The following is a 17245-nucleotide window of genomic DNA, read 5'->3' on the forward strand; positions in this document are numbered from 1 at the left end:
AACCTTTGACAGTATAACAAAAACAGGGTGAAAAATCAACCCCTTTATGAAAAAAATCTTAGATTATGTAATCGTTGCCAAACGTTCCATAAAAAGCTATAATTAACATAAAAGAACAAAATGTAAGCTTTCGTTACAAGGAGTGGGACTGTTATGCATGTGAGGGAAAATATCAGAATTAGAAAATTTGATATGGCAATTCCTGTACTCCTATGGCTGTTTCTGATTATTTGCTGCATCAGCTTTCTTCTTTATATGGTGCAGAAGAATGATATAGAAAATAATAATTATTATAATAGCGTATCCAAGCAAAACCAGTTAACAGTCAAAGGCCGGATAGAAGGGGATATCTACCTGCTTAAAACCATAGCAGCAGGTTTTGGAGGCATGGATTCTGATCATGCCAGACAGCTGCCAGATATAGTCAGCCGTATGAAGCTTTCCATGGAAGGTATGAGGGTGGAATATTCCAAGCAGCTTGACTGGATAAGATTAGACAGAGAAGATTATTATTTAAACGTTTTAATAAAGGGCAATGAAAACCAGCCCCTGGGTTATCTTTACGCAGGAAATGTATGCCATGTACTGAATGAGTTGCTGAATACGCAGATTTATGCAAGTTTAGGAATTTGCGCAGTTTTTGACAACCGCGGAAATTTAATCGCAGCATCAGGTAATAGAAGTGATGAGCTTGCGGGGAGTGATATAAAACATAAAATTTACGATATGATTTCCAGTGGTCAGCAAACTTCTTCCAAATTAAAAATTGGAGTCAGGGGGCAGGAACATGCTGTATTATTACCCCTTGAAATCAATGACTGGTATCTTTTAAATACATTTCCCAGATCCGATTTGGAAATCAGATATATGGAAACGACTGTTGGGATCGGAATTTTGATATTGTTATCCTCCGGATTGTTTTTTATATTTTATTTCAGACAGTACAGAACAATTGCGGCGAACCAGAAAACTCTGGTTAATATTGCCTATACGGATTCACTTACCCGCTGCCATAATTTTTATGCATTTAAAGAAGAAGCGGAACGTATTCTTAAAAATGCGGACATGAAAAGCTATGCGGTATGGTACTGTGACATTAAAAAATTTAAGTTTATTAATGATGTGCTGGGATATGAGGAAGGAGACCGGATTCTTATCACCATTGCCAATTTACTGCAAAAGTGCCCGAAACAGAATTTTCTGTTTTGCAGAGTGTCAGCGGATAATTTTGCAGGACTCTGTCAATATGAATCCAGGGCAGAACTGCAGAACTGGTTTCAGAAACTGGTTCAGGCTTTCCGCCAGCAGGAGTTAACCAATAATAAACGAATTGCAACCGAACTATGTATGGGAGTATATTGCTTGGAAGAGGAAGATCGGAATGTTTCTATCGATAATATTGTGAATCGGGCAAACATTGCGCAAAAATACATAAAAAGCTTACCCGGAGATCAGTTTGGTTTCTATAATAAGGAAATACGGGACAAAGTTGTGGATGAATCTGAACTGGAATCGGAGATGGAAGGAGCCATAGAAAGACAGGAGTTTCGGATTTTTGTCCAGCCTAAGATCTCCATTCAGAATAACAATCGGATTGTGGGAGGAGAAGTCCTGGTCCGATGGGATAATCCTCGTAAAGGAACCATTCTGCCTGGACAGTTTATTTCGATTATGGAACGGGAAGGAAAGATTATCCTGTTGGACCGCTATATGTTTGATCTTTCCTGTAAATGGCTTCATGAATATTTACAGTCTGGAAATCCACCTATAAACCTTGCTGTCAATGTTTCCAAAATGGGCATACTGAGGGAAGATTTTGTAGATTACTATGGCAGTATCAAGGAAAAGTATGAGATTCCCGACGGTTTACTGGAACTGGAATTTACTGAGACAGTGATGCTCTCGGATGATACAGTATTTAACGGTCTGGTGGCAAAACTTCATGAAAGAGGATTTATCTGTTCCCTTGACGATTTTGGAGCAGGTTATTCTTCTTTAAATCTCTTGAAGAATCTTTCCATTGATATTGTTAAGCTGGATATTATGTTCTTTAGAAAAAGTAATGATATCAGGAGAGAGCGAATCGTCATTTCCAACATCATTAATATGGCAAAGGAACTTCATATTAAAACCATTGCAGAAGGTGTGGAGTTTACGGAAACGGTTGAATTTTTAAAATCAGCTGGATGCGATATTATACAGGGATACGTATTTGCCAGACCGATGCCGTTAGAAGATTTTGAACGGCTTCTTGGTGAAACAAAATCACTGTCTCCCACAGATGAAAATAAGGCGGTGAATATATGCACAGAGAAATAATAAGAGAACACATTTATGTCGATGGAAGAGTCCAGGGTGTGGGCTTCCGTTTTCGAACCATGCAATTTGCCACTCAGTTAAAACTGACGGGATGGGTGAGAAATCTTGATGACGGTCGTGTAGAGATGGAAGTACAGGGTGAACGGGAGAAAATTGATCATTTATTTGAGATATTGAGAGGGGAACGTTTTATAGAAATTCATCAGTGCGAGGTGGATTTAATACCTGTAAAGCATGAGTCTGGGTTTCAGGTCAGATGAAATAGAAAATTCTTATAATCCCGGTATTTACAAGGAAACTTGTATTTACCGGGATTTTTGTGTTTCAAGAATGTGTACAGACTATGAACTGCAACATCGGATTTTGAACATGGGATAGACGGATATTGCATTTACGGTCATTCATTTATCCCGTATAATGAACCCATAAACAAGAAATGGGAGGAAACATCTTATGAGGTTAAGAAGAATTGGAGCAATTACACTTGCTGCACTCATGACAGCGGGTACGCTGGCAGGGTGCTCAGGCAAAACAGCAACGACTGAAACAACAAATGCCCAGACGACAGCAGCACCGGAAACAACAGCGGCATCATCTGACACAAAGGCGGCAGGCGGGGAGAAAACCGTGATTAACATCTGGTCGAAGGATCGCCATGATGCATCCTATGTACAGGGAAAGGTTGATCAGTATAACAAAACCAACACAGATAATATTCAGGTAAATTACCAGCTCTACACGGACAACTATGTTCAGGCCATTGATATGGCAGTACAAAGCGGTGAGCTGCCTGATATCATGGTACAGCAGGATCAGATGTTTGATAAATACGTGAATGAAGGTCAGTGGGCAAACCTCTATGACTTTATGGATGAAGATATGAAGACGTATTTCAAGGACGTCATCTTTCCAGGTTATAACGAACTGGATGAAAAGCTTTACTTTATTCCCACCACTGGAACGACCTGCCGCCTCTTCTATAATAAAGAAATATTCGCACGTGTAGGGATTGCAGAGCCTCCAAAAACTCTGGAGGAAATGGTAGCAGATTCCAAACTCATTACTTCCAAGCTGTCTGGTGAGGGAATTTATGGATTTGCTGAAAATATGAAGAGTGCAAGCTCTGGTTTACAGCGGTCCTTATTGATCGGGCTTCAACGTGAAACAGGACTTGTAAATGGATACGACTTTGCAAAGGGAGAATATGATTTTACACCATGGGCAGAATCTCTCAAATTATGGAAAGAACTGCTTTCTGAGGACAGTGCATTCCCAGGATGTGAATCCCTTGATATTGACCCGTTAAGAACGCAGTTTGCAGCAGGAAAAATAGGTATGTACATGTCTTACAGCCATGCAGAGCCAGGAGTATACCAGAATCAGTTCCCTATGGATTCTGATAAGTGGGATTGTGTGCCCATTCCAACCGTTGGAGGCAAAGCAACTGGAAAACAGCTTTTCACCGGGACCGGCGGATATGTTATTAATGCAAAGAGTCCCAATTTAGAGAAGGCATTTAAAGTATATAAAGATATTTTCACAAATGAAGATTATCTGGTTGGCTACTATGAAGGCGGTTACGGTGTGAGTATTCTGCCGAGTGTTATTGCAAAAGCAAAACCAAGTGTTGATTTCCAGAATAAGAAATGGCTGCTGATATCCGATATAGACGCACTTCTTCCAAAGCCACCTCACTCAGCATTTGCTTCCGGCATGGTCGTGGAAGGCGAGGATATGTTTAAGACCTGCGAATCAATTTACTATGGAGATGCAGATCCAGATACTGCATTAAAGGATTTAACTGATCGCTATAACAAGGCCTATCAGGCTGCTATTAAGAATAACACAGGATATGAAGTGAAGATTCCTGGTTATGATCCCATGAATCCTAAATTGCAGTAAATAAGTAAGGGAAAAGAGGGGCCACTTCAAAAAAGAGGCAGCCCCTCTTTCGTTAAGAAAGGAGTACACAGATGAAAGAAACGATAAGCAGGAATCTCAGAATAAAGAAGACTTTAAAACACAACCTGCAGACATATTCTTTTTTGCTGCCAAATCTGGTTCTTTTTACAGCCTGTTCTCTGTATCCGGTTGTATGGACGTTAAAGTATGTATTCTATCAATATGGCGGCTATGGAACCGGAAAGCCGATATTTGTAGGTATTGCTAATTTAGCAAGAGTATTTCGGGATAAAGTGTACTGGGAAAGTGTACTTCATACGTTTACTTACGGATTTGGAAAAGTTCTTATTATTATCCCTCTGGCCTTTTTCCTTGCATTTCTTTTAAATCAGCAGAAACGCGGAAATGGAATCACCCAGAGCATTATGTTTCTTCCTACAATCATGAGTTCTGCCGTCATGGGCCTTGTATTTTACTTGTTGTTTAATGCTTATAACGGTGAAGTTAATAAATATCTACTGGAATCGGGAATCATCAGCCGTCCTGTTAACTGGCTTGGTAAAGATCACGCAATGAAGACACTCATTCTGACAGCCGTCTGGGGCGGTGTCGGAAACTATATGGTTTATTTTATAGCAGGAATCCAGCAGGTATCGGAGGATGCCATTGAAAGCGCCAGAATAGATGGAGCGGGTAAACTTCAGACGATCTGGTATATCATTGTTCCCATGCTGGGACCAATTCTAAAGATCATTATGATGCTTGCAATTACATCTGCCTTCAATGATATAACCAATGTTATGGTACTTACCGAGGGCGGTCCCAATAATGCGACCATGGTCATGTCTCTTTACGGATACCGGTATTTCTTTCCGATTTCAGCTGCGGAAGCAACGGTCCCCCAGTATGGATACGGTGCGGCAGTCAGCGTAGTTTCTGCTGCTATTGCAGGTGTGGTTACGGTGATTTACTTAAAGGTTTCTAGGAAACTGGATGATATTTATTAAGGAGGCAGATTATGACAGAAGCATATGCACCGAATAAGAGAATGAAAAAAGTACATCTGTCTGACAAAGCCCGGGCTGCGTTGATTTTAAAATGGGTCTTTTTGGGGGGTATGATTGTTTTCACCCTGTATCCGGTGATTTATACTGTTCTTGGATCGTTTAAGACCAATGCCGAACTGACCCAGGGAGGCGGTTTCTTTCCCAGTGTCTGGCATTTTGAAAACTATTATAAAGCGTTTATACAGGCTGATTTTACTAAATATACGTTAAACAGCGTTGTGGTCAGCGTATCGGTGACGATTCTCGCAGTGGCTACCACTTCCCTTGCCGGATTTGCTATGGCAAGAAAAGATTTTGCAGGAAAAAAGATTCTGCTTGCACTCTATATGTCCATGATGTTTGTGTCACTGGGCTCCGTTACTCTCTATCCCATTTACGAACTGCTCCGTGCACTGAAAATAAACAAAACCATGTTTGCACTGGTGATTGCACTGACTGGGGGCCAGGCGACCAATGTGTTTCTGGTCATGGGATTTACCAAAGGAATTCCAAGGGAATTAGATGAGGCTGCAATTATTGACGGATGCAGCATATACGGGGTATATTCCCGCATTATTCTTCCGTTGAGTAAGCCCATTCTGGCAGTAGTGGCGTTATTCTCCTTCCGGAACGCCTGGAATGATTACATCACCAGTTTAATCATGACAATTTCCATACCAAAGCTTCAGACTTTGACTGTTGCAGTGGTTCAGCTAAAATATTCCGTTAACTCAGCAGCGGAGTGGCATATTATGCTTGCAGGCGCTTCCATAGCGATTATCCCCATCCTGATCGTATACATGTTTTCCAATAAACAGTTTATTGCAGGGCTGACGGCCGGTGCGGTAAAAGGTTAGTCCTTCCATTTTTAGCCGGAACAGTCTGTGTTCTGGCTATTCGGTCTTCCGGATGTTATGATAGAATAGTACACGTACATATCAGGAAAGGCGATAAAAGAAGAAAAATGATGATAAAAAAAGTATATAAAAACCTGCGGTTTCGAAGCAAGATTATTTTGATATTTGGAATTATGTTCTTTTTAACAACGGCAATCAGTGGTTTTTCTTATTATCGGTATACCTCTCATGACATCGAGGAGAATTTCAGGGTCGGTGCAGAAAGTGTACTGACACAGATTGTGGATACCCTTGATATGCGGCTTGGAGTGATCAGGCAGAGAGCCCAGGGTATGCTGACCAATTATACCTTTGTAGTCAGCTTTTCTGATTATTTAAACAATCCAAATGATTTGAATTTGATAAAAACCATGGGAACCGTATCATCTTTTTTAAAAGATTTGGAGACAGGGGAAAATCTGCTGCATTCCTCCTATATCTATACAGACAAGCGGGAATTTGACAATTTTGTCCGGATGAGAAACTGGCAGTTTCAGTTTAAAGAGTCGGAGTATTATAGTTCCTATATCGGAGGACCGGGGAAAGCCATCCAGTGGTTCCCCACACAAACAGACCAGATCTTTCAGGATACGGATCAGATTATTCCCTGTGTAAGAAGGTTTAGTGTGGAAGGGTATAAGGGCAGTTTATATTTAATCCTTCAGTTAAAGACAAAGGAACTGGAACATTTACTGGCAGGTAAATATGAATTTTTCGACAAGATTATTATTCTGGATCAGGATGGTAATACAATTATCGGCTCAGAAGGTATTGACTCTGCAGAACTGATGAAACTGGTCCCAAAAGAGGGAGAAAAAGGAGCGGTCTTCACCAGTGATTATGAGTATGAAGGAAATACATATTTAGTGACTTACAATCAGCTTTCTGAAAATGGCTGGCAGATCTTTGGATTGAAATCAAGAGAAACTCTGCTGGGCAGCTTACAGAGTTTAAGAAATGTAATTTTAGAGACTTTGGGAGTGATCTTTTTGGTTGGTGTGGCTGCCATCCTGTTGCTATCCTATCAGTTGACCAACTCTTTGAGAAAACTGGAAAAGCGCATGAGCCTGGTTGAAAAAGGCGATTTTAATACCCGCTTTTTTTATCCATACAAAGATGAAGTGGGGAGTCTTGCGAAAAGTTTTAACTATATGATTGGAGAAATCCAAAACCTGGTTAGAAAGCAGGAGGAGACAATCGAAGAATTAAAGTGGGAGCGGGATCATGCAGCCGAAGTACAAAAGCAGAAGAGAAAAGCGGAATTAAAGGCATTGCAGGCTCAGATTAATCCTCATTTTCTCTATAATACGTTAAATGCCATAACATGGCAGGCTGCCGATCAGGGGGCTGAGGAAATCAGCATATTGTCTAATTCTCTCGGGAAATTCTTTCGGATTTCACTGAGTAAAGGTGCGGAAATTATTACCTTAAGGGAAGAAATAGAACATGTCACCAGTTATCTTGATATTCAAAAAATCCGCTATCATTCCAAGTTAAATTACCAGATTGATGTAGAGGAGCAGTGGCTGGACTTAAAAGTAATCAAACTGATTTTACAGCCGTTAGCAGAAAATTCGATTTATCATGGTATCAAAGAGAAGAAGGGAACGGGACTGATACGGATTTACGAGGAATCACAGGGAGAAGGAACACAGAAAATAGTAAAGCTGGTTGTATGGGATAATGGTGCAGGGATTCCAGAAGATAAGTTAAAGATTCTCAATGAAACACTAAAAAAAGGGGTAACGGACCGTTTGGAAGGTTACGGAATTTATAACGTAAATGAAAGGCTCCGCTTATTTTACGGAGAGAATTACGGACTTCAATTTGAGAGTGTAGAAGGTCAGTGGACCAAAGCAATGCTTACACTTCCAGTCACAGATGGGGAGATGGATTCATGTATCGGATCATGATTGTAGATGATGAGGACTATGTTAGGGATATACTTGTAAAAAACATTCGCAGTTCCTCGTTAGCTGTGGAAGTGGTTGCAGTTGCGGGAGATGGAAAAGAAGCTTTAAAATCAGCTCTTCAATTAAAACCGGATATTCTAATCACGGATATATCCATGCCTTTCATGAATGGATTGGAACTGATTAAAGAGATGCAGAAAGCCAGACTTTTAAGCAAATATGTTGTAATCAGCGGATACGATGAATTCGATTATGCCAGACAGGCTATTTCACTTGGTGTAAAGGATTATCTGCTAAAACCGTTTCTGCCCCAGGAGCTTGATGAAGTTTTAGTGAAGATGATAAACGAGTTAGACAGTCAGAAAACTCTTCAGCAAAATATGAGTCTGCTTCGGGAACAGGCGATTATCAGGGAAGGTCTCTACAGGGAAAAAGTATGTAAGGATCTGCTGGAAGGGCGTGAGTGCAGGGAAACGGACTATAAGCAGCTTGGTATGGATTTAACAGGAGACTATTATCTGGCAGGCATACTCCGTCTTGCAGGGGGAACCTGGGATTTTAAAAGTCAGGAAAGTATAGAAGAGTTTCTGCTTTTGATACGGGATGGTTATTTTCCTGCTGACATCAGTCTTTATGGTGTCAGTTTTGATGGAGCCCATCTGGTAATAATCTGGTGCGGGTCAGGAAACGGAAAAGCTGCATTTACCGGTAAAATTAAAACAGGTATGGAAAAGATACAGGTAAGCCTGAAAAAGTATTATCAGATCCAGCTTACTTCTGCCATAGGCTCTCCTTACAAGAGCAGGGAGGGGCTATGTGCTTCTTATCAGGAAGCCATGGCGGTCTGGCGGGGAATGATTAATACAGAACACCCTGTTTTATTTTATGGAGAAGAGCATGAAAAACAGGAGGAGGGCAGCAGCTCGTCAATCAGAGACTGGAAAAATCAGATTCGTCTTTCCGTACGGCTGGGGCAAAAAGATGAAGCACTGTTACAACTGAAAGGGTTAATTAAAAGCTATGCTTCTCTGGCCAACAAAAAAAATGACTACATCAGTGTGTCGGTAAAGGAACTGATTTACGCAATCCAGAATGATATGGAACATGCCGGTTTTGATCGGGAGATTCTGGAGCCTGCAGCCTCTATGCAGGACAGGATTCATTATGGCAGCCTTATGGACATGAAGGAAATGCTGGAAAGCTATATAGAAACCTGCTGCCTGGTGATCTCTGAGTATTCAGAGGAAACAAAAGCCAGTACTGTGGTAAAACAGATAAAGCTGTTACTGGAAAACAATATAAAAGACTGCAAAGTGGACTTAGAGTGGGTTGCTGACAAGGTACATTTTAGTTCCAGCTATGTCCGCCAGATTTTCAAACAGCACACAGGTGAAGGGGTTGGGGAATATCTGATACGGAAACGGATGGAGCATGCCGGAATGCTTCTTCAGAACACCAGTTTAAAAATACAGGAAGTGTCAGAAGAGTGCGGATATGAGAATCAAAGGTATTTTGCAAGCAGTTTTAAGAAATTTTATGGCTGTACGCCAACTGAATTTAAAAAGGCAGTAGAAGAAGAACGGTTATATTAAGGGAGGGATTTTATGATACAGTTTACAAAAGCACAAATTACCCAGCTTCAAAAAAAGGGGGAGCTTTGGCCTGAAGCAATCAGTCAGTTAAAAGAGGAAGTAAGTGAGGTAATGGCAGAGCCGGTTCTTGTTCCTGAAACTGGAATCGCAAACTGGTTTCTCTATTATTACTGTCCCAAATGCTCGGTTCAGCTGGAATTTAACAGAATGGATGGGCATTATCACAAATGCCCGGCCTGTGGTCAGGTATTTACAGGGGAGCCTTACGACAGCACCTGGTGGGGAATCATAAACTCCAGAAACTATACTGCTGCATTTAAAATGGGACTTTTATATCTGGTTACCAAAGAAGAGTGTTATGCAAAAAAAGCAATCTCTATCATGACGGAGTATTCCAAATATTATAAAGATTACGAGGTGCATGGCGATATTCCTTACAATGGTCCTGGGAAATCAGGCGCTCAGACTCTTGATGAGGCCAATTTTCTCAGAAGCTTTGCTATGACCTATGATCTTTTATCCGATGCAATGACGGAGGCAGAGCAGATTTTTATCCGGGATGGTATGCTGCTTCCAGGTGCTGAATTTCTCATGGAACACCGCCATAAACAGTTGCATAACCACGAAGTAATTATTAATTCTGCCATAGCCATTATCGGATTGATTTTTCATGTGGACTCCTATGTAAATTTTTCCGTTTATGAACCGTATGGCCTTCTTTATCAGCTGGAGCATGGAATGCTTCCCAATCATATGTGGTTTGAAGGGGCCTTTGGTTACCATTTTTACGCATTAACCAGTTTTTTTGCATATGAAAAGTTTGCTCTGCATACTCCCCACAGCCATATCAGTCATCCCAATTATAAGGCCATGATGGAGTTGTTAGTGGATTATTTAGAGCCGGATTTTAGGATTCCAATGTTAAATGATACAAACTATGGACATACATCTTCCAGTCTTTATCTCTACGAGTTTGCTTATCGTGAGATGGGAGGGGAGAAACTTTTGTATATTTTAAACCAATTATATAAAAATGAAAAACGGGATAATATGGAAGCCTTTATCTATGGTGTGGATGAGCTGTCCTCATGCAGTCATTTGTTTGAAAATTATCATATAGAAGAAGGTCTCAGTGGTAATACCATTTTAAGAGGTTCCAATGGGCGGTACCTGCTGTTTAAGCATGACAGCTATGGCGGTGAGCACGACCATTACGACCGGCTGGATATTAGTTATCTGGCATATGGTAAGCGAATCTCTCCCGACCTTGGTACCACTGGATATGGTGCCTTAATGCATTACGATTATTATAAAAATACAGGGTCCCACAACACCGTGATGATTGGGGAAGAGAATCAGGCACCGGTAAATGCAGTCTTAAAGCGGTATGAGGAACTGAATGGGGTGATTTATGCAGAGGCAGAAGCAGACTGGACTGCTCCTTATACCATGCCTGACAGCTTTACCATTGTACAGTGGAAGGAAGAACATTACAGATCTGTTAAAATGACAAGAAAAATCGCCTGGACGGATGATTATTTTGCAGAAGTGTTTCTGGTAACAGGAGCAGATCCTGATTTAGCAATTGACTGGGTGATGCATGTTTCAGGAGAGAATGTGTTAACGTTTAACGGCCGGTCAGCAGAAGGCCTTTCGATAAAAAAGCCATTTAAGCATCTTCATTCCGTTCAAGAGACCATAGCAGACGGTTCAATCGTAACTGCTTATCAGGATGGGGAAGTGACAACTCATATATTTGGTTACGGATTTGGTCAGACTGTATTTAGTGCAAAAGGACCGGATAATCCTTCGGTGTCGGATATTAATTACAGGATTGAGCGCTGTTTTGGAGGAGAGGCAATGTTTGCTCATGTGATTACCAGCAGCGACGGAGCCTGTAAAGTGGACGCAGTATCATTTGAAGCGTCAGACGGAATTATGATGATTCATGTAAAGGAGGCAGACGGAGGAGAAAGGAAGTTAATGTTATGATTGACTATGGTATTGAATTCCACAATGTGGATCATTTAGAAGAAGTGGGCGGAATGGGAGGAAAGAAACTTTGTCGCTTTCCCCGTGATTTAAGCCGAAGCCTGGGAGTGGCGGAAAACAGGAACGCAAGATTCCGGGCTGACAGGGCCCACGGTTGTGAACTCCGGTTTGTAACTGAGTCTAAATACTTTGATGTCGCGCTGACAGCGGTGGAACAGGATATTGATGTGCTCATTTATAAAGGAGATTTACTCCATAAAAAAGAAGTACTAAAGGCAGGAGTCTGCACCGTACTTCATGTGGAAGATCCTCCTGTTTATGAGATTGTAAATAAAAATATGATGACAGGAAAACAATTTGCCCCATGGATCTGGCGGATTCAGTTTGGAATGAATGGAGCCATCTATTTTCATTATATTGATACTTATGATAACACACTAAGGCCGCCCAATAAGGAAGAAAAACCAGCTGTTTCATGGGCAGCTTACGGATCATCCATTACGTGCGGAAGTGTGACGAACCTGTATTCCAACAGTTACATAAACCAGGCGGCGGTGACAGCAGGCTGGGATGTGATGAACAAAGGTCTTTCTGGTTCCTGTTTATGCGAAAGGGAGGTGGCTGACTATCTGGCAGAACTTTCAGTGGATGTTCTTTCTTTGGAGATTGGGGTCAATATGGTGCTGTTTTTTGACGAGGAAGAAACCTGTAAGCGTGTGGAATATCTTCTGGAGATTTTAAAGAAAAGCCGGGCCAGAGATATTTTTGTGATTGATATGTTTCCGAACAAAGGACTTATAGCACTGGATCAGGATTCCGCTTATTACCGGCATTACCGCAGCTTTAAGGAAATAGTAAGACAGGCGGCATTAAAAGTAGATGATCACAGATTTCATCTGGTAAAAGGGGAAGAGATATTAAAGGATATCACGTATCTGAGCACGGATCTGCTTCACCCTTCTGATAACGGTCATATACGTATGGGGGCAAATCTGGCAGACCATTTAACAGGAAGAGGAAAAGGAGTTTTGCAGCATGAAAGATCAATATGATGTAATCGTGGCAGGAGGAGGTCCATCAGGCGTGGCAGCGGCTGTAGCTGCCTCCAGAAATGGCTGTAATACATTGATAATCGAGCAGGAAGCCTATTTCGGAGGTATGGCAACCATCGCTGGTGTACCTGCTTTTGGTCCTTTTACAAATGGTGAACAGGATTTAATTGGGGGAATTGGACGGGAAATTTTAGAGGCGTTAAAAAAAGACGGATATAAAAGTCCTTTTTATGACCGGAAGCCAGACCGCATAGAAGGAATAGACTGGTATTCCATCGATCCGGAGCATTTAAAACGTGTCATGGATGATCTGGTATTGGAAAGCGGCTGTGATGTGCTGTTTCACACAACAGTCGCAGAAGTCAGATATAAAGATGGTAAAATCGAAGCAGTCAGAGTCTGTAACAAAGGGGGATTTAAATGGATTGAGGCTGACTACTTTATCGACTGTACGGGAGATGGGGATTTAGCCGCGATGGCTGGAGCGCTGTGGGATTATGGAGATGAGGACGGCAGGGTACAGTCAGGGACACTTTGTTTCCGTGTTGCAAACATCGATGTGAATCGGTTCATGGACTACGTGGATAAAGAAGGGGAAAACGGAAATCTTTCGGTTGCATCGGAAAAGGCAAAAAAAGACGGGCGTTTTCCATTAAATGAGACCAAGGTAGGGGGGATGGCTTTACAGGCAGATGGAATAGCAGGATTGAATTTCGGTCATGTATATGATTTAAAGCCTTTAGACCCATGGAACAAAAGCCAGGCTGAAATGGAAGCCAGAAGAAACTTACCAGAGCTCATAACATTTTTAAGAGAATACGTCCCGGGGATGGAAAAATGTGTGCTGGCTTCAAGTGGTCCCGGTCTGGGAATAAGGGAATCAAGAAGAATAAAGGGTGGCTATACATTGACAAAAGAGGATTATTTAAACAGAGCCGATTTTCCGGATGCAATTGCGTACTATTCCTACCCAATTGACATTCATGCAGCGCTGCCTGAAAAAAGCGGAAAGAATGAGAAACTTTATCAGACTTCCAAGTATGAGAATGGCGAATGCTATGGCATTCCATACCGTTGTTTAATCCCCCAGGGGCTTAAGAATTTAGCTGTTGCAGGACGGATCATCAGTGCAGATCGCATCATGATGTCTTCCATACGTATTATGAGTGCCTGTTTTGCTACCGGGCAGGCAGCAGGTACGGCTGCGGCGCTGGGGATAAAAGCAGGAGGAATTGACCTTTTAGATATTGATACCGATATACTAAGAAAATGGTTAAGGGAACAGAAATTTCCCGGAGAAGAAGGGTTAACTTATTAGAGTACATAGAATGTTACTGTTGATAGTTTACAGGTTTGATGGTATCCTGTTCTATAGACAAACAGATAAGAAATGTATTTAAAATGGAGATGAGTTTATGGAATATTCGCAGATAAGAAAGAACTTTGAGCGGCATGGATTTACAACACAGTTTTTTTCTACAAAGGAAGATGCCTGTTGTTACCTTACCGATCTTTTACAAAATCAAACCATCGGATTTGGTGGAAGTGAAACTTTGAAGGAAATGGGATTGTTTGAGGCCCTGCAACAGAGAAATGCTGTTGTATGGCACAATAAGGTTCCTGGCATGGCAGTGCGAAGACTTGCAAATTGCGCAGACATTTATATATCCAGTGCAAACGCAATAACCGAGACTGGGGAGATAGTAAATATCGACGCTACAGGTAATCGTGTTGCAATGACTGCTTTTGGACCCCAATCCTGTTACATCATTATAGGCAGAAATAAAATTACAGCAAATATTGGTGAAGCTTATTCCCGGTGTAAAAATATAGCGGCCCCCCTGAATGCCAAACGATTGGGAGCAAAAACGCCATGTGCGGTTAAGGGAGATAAATGTTATGATTGTAACAGTCCTAACCGGATTTGCCGTATTATATCGGTAATTGAACGTGTACCATTGAGTATGAAGTGTGAAATTATCTTTGTGGATGAGGAGTTGGGGTATTAATCTAACTGACAGGAAAATTTGTTGAGTAATAAAAAGGAATATGTTACCATAGTGGTATGGAGCAATCGTGTCACTGCAAGGGTGTTGACCTTCCATCATACATAGATGGGAGGTGGTGCGGATGAAATATGACTTTAAAGACCTTATGGCCTTTGGTATGTTCATAATCGCATTACTTACCTTTATTTTCGTAAATTGTAAGTAGCGTTTTCTAAAGTCCCAGAAATGGGCAATAGAAAATCCCCCTTGTATACTTGGCTGGTATCGGGGGATTTCTATCTTCTTATAGGCCAACCCCTTGTATTGGGGCGGTTGTTCCTTTTGTAATTCCAATAAGCATATCTGGAAAAACATTTCAAAGGTTAAAGCAGATAACGGGAATCGGACCCGCCTCCTCAGCTTGGGAAGCTGATGTTCTACCAATGAACTATATCTGCATGCTGTTGTTTGACACATTCCGTATTATACCACAATAGACTTTATTATTTCAATAGGTTTTTCTGAAAATTGGTAAAAAATCCCCCATAAACTTGCCAAAAATGGAAAAACCATTGTATAATGGGTATTGATAATACAAGATGTGGAGGAGTAACATGGCGAAAACGCAGTATAACGCGGACAGTATTACCGTGCTGGAAGGCCTTGAGGCGGTACGGAAACGTCCGGGAATGTATATAGGAAGTGTTGGGACAAAGGGACTGAATCATCTGATTTATGAAATTGTTGATAACGCAGTGGACGAGCATCTGGCAGGTTTCTGTAATCAGATCTGGGTGACACTGGAGGCTGATGGGTCCTGTACAGTCAAAGACTCTGGCCGTGGTATTCCGGTTGAGATGCACAAAAAAGGTGTTTCAGCGGAACGAGTGGTTTTATCTACCCTTCATGCAGGCGGTAAGTTTGACAACGATGCATACAAAACCAGCGGAGGACTTCATGGTGTAGGTTCTTCCGTGGTAAATGCCCTGTCTGATTACATGAGTGTCAAAGTATATAAAGATGGTCTGATTCATTATGACAAATACGAGCGGGGCATACCAACGGTGGAGCTGGTGGATGGCCTGCTTCCTACGTTGGGAAAAACCAGAGAGACAGGAACGGAAATCAATTTCCTACCTGATGAGACTATATTTGAAAAGATACGGTTCAAAGCGGAGTGGCTGAAAAGCCGTCTTCACGAAACGGCATACTTAAATCCCAATCTTCATATCTCTTATACTAACAAGAGAGCAGGAGAACAGGAAAAGGTGGAATTTTATGAGCCAGAAGGAATCGTTGCTTACGTAAAGGAATTAAACGCTGGAAAAGAAGCTGTCCATGACCCGGTTTATTTTAAAGGGATTGTTGATAAAGTGGAAGTGGAAGCAGCCATACAGTTTGTTGATACCTTTGAAGAAAATATACTTGGTTTCTGTAACAACATATTCACCCAGGAGGGCGGTACCCATTTAGCCGGTTTTAAAACCCGTTTTACCCAGTTGATTAACAGTTATGCCAGAGAACTTGGCATATTAAAAGAAAAGGACACGAATTTCACAGGAGCTGACACGAGAAATGGTCTGACTGCAGTGATCGCAGTCAAGCATCCCGATCCAATTTTTGAGGGGCAGACAAAAACAAAGCTTGCCAGCGCAGACGCTACAAAGGCAGTTTTTACTGTGACAGGCGATGAGCTGCAGAGATATTTTGACCGGAACTTGGAAGTGCTTAAATCCGTTATCAGCTGTGCGGAAAAGTCGGCTAAAATCCGTAAAGCAGAAGAAAAGGCCAAAACCAATATGCTCAGCAAGTCAAGATTCTCTTTTGACAGCAACGGCAAGCTGGCTAACTGTGAAAGCAGGGATGCTTCCAAATGTGAAATATTTATTGTCGAGGGAGATTCGGCCGGCGGCTCTGCCAAGACGGCCAGAAACCGTCAGTACCAGGCCATACTGCCCATTCGCGGTAAAATTTTAAATGTGGAAAAGGCTTCCATCGATAAGGTATTGGCCAACGCCGAAATTAAAACAATGATTAATACCTTTGGGTGCGGTTTTTCTGAGGGTTATGGCAATGATTTTGATATTACAAAGCTTCGTTATGATAAAATTATTCTTATGACCGATGCCGATGTGGATGGCAGTCATATTGATACGCTGCTGTTAACATTTTTATACCGGTTTATGCCCGAATTAATTTACGATGGCCATGTTTATATCGCCATGCCGCCACTGTTTAAAGTGATTCCAAAGCGCGGAGAGGAACAGTATCTCTACGATGAAAAAGAGCTGGAACGTTACAGAAGAACACATACCGGCGAATTTACCCTTCAGCGTTATAAAGGTCTTGGAGAGATGGATGCAGAACAGCTTTGGGAAACAACTCTGGATCCGGAACGGCGTGTATTAAAGCAGGTTGAAATTGAAGATGCACGGATGGCCTCAGAAATAACGGAAATGCTTATGGGAAGCGATGTACTTCCCAGAAGACAGTTTATTTATGAGCATGCGGATGAAGCGGAGATCGATGCGTAAGGAGAAGGAAT

Annotated in this window: 12 protein-coding genes and 1 tRNA gene; 12 read left to right on the top strand and 1 reads right to left on the bottom strand. The window is 41.6% G+C overall.

The genetic code is table 11. The features are described from left to right. Positions 1-153 precede the first annotated feature (153 nt). From BXY41_RS06975 to BXY41_RS07025, 11 genes are all read left to right on the top strand, one after another. Positions 154-2319: a putative bifunctional diguanylate cyclase/phosphodiesterase gene (locus tag BXY41_RS06975; RefSeq protein ID WP_104436101.1), complete on the top strand. Its 2166-nt coding sequence runs from the start codon at positions 154-156 to the stop codon at positions 2317-2319. After that, positions 2304-2579, top strand: a complete 276-nt coding sequence (locus tag BXY41_RS06980) for an acylphosphatase (RefSeq protein ID WP_104436102.1) — start codon at positions 2304-2306, stop codon at positions 2577-2579. Before BXY41_RS06975 ends, BXY41_RS06980 begins: the two co-directional genes overlap by 16 nt. Positions 2580-2772: 193 nt before the next feature. Next, positions 2773-4221 carry an ABC transporter substrate-binding protein gene (locus BXY41_RS06985; protein ID WP_104436103.1) on the top strand — a complete coding sequence of 483 codons (1449 nt, stop codon included), beginning with the start codon at positions 2773-2775 and terminating at the stop codon, positions 4219-4221. A gap of 71 nt (positions 4222-4292) precedes the next feature. Further along, complete coding sequence (locus BXY41_RS06990) at positions 4293-5228, top strand: carbohydrate ABC transporter permease (RefSeq protein ID WP_104436104.1); 936 nt, start codon at positions 4293-4295, stop codon at positions 5226-5228. Between the two features lie 11 nt (positions 5229-5239). Continuing rightward, positions 5240-6124 carry a carbohydrate ABC transporter permease gene (locus tag BXY41_RS06995; RefSeq protein ID WP_242980079.1) on the top strand — a complete coding sequence of 295 codons (885 nt, stop codon included), beginning with the start codon at positions 5240-5242 and terminating at the stop codon, positions 6122-6124. A 107-nt stretch (positions 6125-6231) separates the two neighbouring features. Beyond that, complete coding sequence (locus tag BXY41_RS07000; protein WP_104436105.1) at positions 6232-8076, top strand: sensor histidine kinase; 1845 nt, start codon at positions 6232-6234, stop codon at positions 8074-8076. Beyond that, entirely contained in the window at positions 8061-9668 is a 1608-nt protein-coding gene (locus tag BXY41_RS07005; RefSeq protein WP_104436106.1) for a response regulator, read from the top strand. The genes BXY41_RS07000 and BXY41_RS07005 overlap by 16 nt, the downstream gene beginning before the upstream one ends. 12 nt (positions 9669-9680) lie before the next feature. Next, on the top strand, positions 9681-11660 hold the full coding sequence (locus tag BXY41_RS07010) for a heparinase II/III domain-containing protein (RefSeq protein WP_104436107.1): 1980 nt from the start codon (positions 9681-9683) through the stop codon (positions 11658-11660). Beyond that, complete coding sequence (locus BXY41_RS07015) at positions 11657-12712, top strand: SGNH/GDSL hydrolase family protein (RefSeq protein WP_104436108.1); 1056 nt, start codon at positions 11657-11659, stop codon at positions 12710-12712. Before BXY41_RS07010 ends, BXY41_RS07015 begins: the two co-directional genes overlap by 4 nt. Then, positions 12696-14030 carry an FAD-dependent oxidoreductase gene (locus BXY41_RS07020; protein ID WP_104436109.1) on the top strand — a complete coding sequence of 445 codons (1335 nt, stop codon included), beginning with the start codon at positions 12696-12698 and terminating at the stop codon, positions 14028-14030. Before BXY41_RS07015 ends, BXY41_RS07020 begins: the two co-directional genes overlap by 17 nt. A 97-nt stretch (positions 14031-14127) precedes the next feature. Further along, the gene (locus tag BXY41_RS07025) at positions 14128-14721 is read left to right on the top strand and encodes a lactate utilization protein (RefSeq protein ID WP_104436110.1); all 594 of its coding nucleotides are present in this window, start codon (positions 14128-14130) and stop codon (positions 14719-14721) included. Positions 14722-15087: 366 nt separating this feature from the next. On the opposite strand, the gene BXY41_RS07030 is transcribed toward BXY41_RS07025, so the two are convergent. Then, positions 15088-15158 (bottom strand) — tRNA-Gly (locus BXY41_RS07030). A gap of 156 nt (positions 15159-15314) precedes the next feature. Between BXY41_RS07030 and BXY41_RS07035 the strand changes: the two genes are divergently transcribed. Then, on the top strand, positions 15315-17234 hold the full coding sequence (locus BXY41_RS07035) for a DNA gyrase/topoisomerase IV subunit B (protein ID WP_104436111.1): 1920 nt from the start codon (positions 15315-15317) through the stop codon (positions 17232-17234). The last annotated feature ends 11 nt before the right edge of the window (positions 17235-17245 follow it).

Source organism: Lacrimispora xylanisolvens (assembly GCF_002934545.1).
Lineage (GTDB): Bacteria > Bacillota > Clostridia > Lachnospirales > Lachnospiraceae > Lacrimispora > Lacrimispora xylanisolvens.

What these genes read in the sequence shown, in the direction of transcription:
- BXY41_RS07035 (WP_104436111.1), top strand. Translation starts at nt 15,315, where the DNA reads ATGGCGAAAACGCAGTATAACGCGGACAGTATTACCGTGCTGGAAGGC.
- BXY41_RS06980 (WP_104436102.1), top strand. Translation starts at nt 2,304, where the DNA reads ATGCACAGAGAAATAATAAGAGAACACATTTATGTCGATGGAAGAGTC.
- BXY41_RS07015 (WP_104436108.1), top strand. Translation starts at nt 11,657, where the DNA reads ATGATTGACTATGGTATTGAATTCCACAATGTGGATCATTTAGAAGAA.
- BXY41_RS06975 (WP_104436101.1), top strand. Translation starts at nt 154, where the DNA reads ATGCATGTGAGGGAAAATATCAGAATTAGAAAATTTGATATGGCAATT.
- BXY41_RS07020 (WP_104436109.1), top strand. Translation starts at nt 12,696, where the DNA reads ATGAAAGATCAATATGATGTAATCGTGGCAGGAGGAGGTCCATCAGGC.
- BXY41_RS06990 (WP_104436104.1), top strand. Translation starts at nt 4,293, where the DNA reads ATGAAAGAAACGATAAGCAGGAATCTCAGAATAAAGAAGACTTTAAAA.
- BXY41_RS06985 (WP_104436103.1), top strand. Translation starts at nt 2,773, where the DNA reads ATGAGGTTAAGAAGAATTGGAGCAATTACACTTGCTGCACTCATGACA.
- BXY41_RS07005 (WP_104436106.1), top strand. Translation starts at nt 8,061, where the DNA reads ATGTATCGGATCATGATTGTAGATGATGAGGACTATGTTAGGGATATA.
- BXY41_RS07000 (WP_104436105.1), top strand. Translation starts at nt 6,232, where the DNA reads ATGATGATAAAAAAAGTATATAAAAACCTGCGGTTTCGAAGCAAGATT.
- BXY41_RS07010 (WP_104436107.1), top strand. Translation starts at nt 9,681, where the DNA reads ATGATACAGTTTACAAAAGCACAAATTACCCAGCTTCAAAAAAAGGGG.
- BXY41_RS06995 (WP_242980079.1), top strand. Translation starts at nt 5,240, where the DNA reads ATGACAGAAGCATATGCACCGAATAAGAGAATGAAAAAAGTACATCTG.
- BXY41_RS07025 (WP_104436110.1), top strand. Translation starts at nt 14,128, where the DNA reads ATGGAATATTCGCAGATAAGAAAGAACTTTGAGCGGCATGGATTTACA.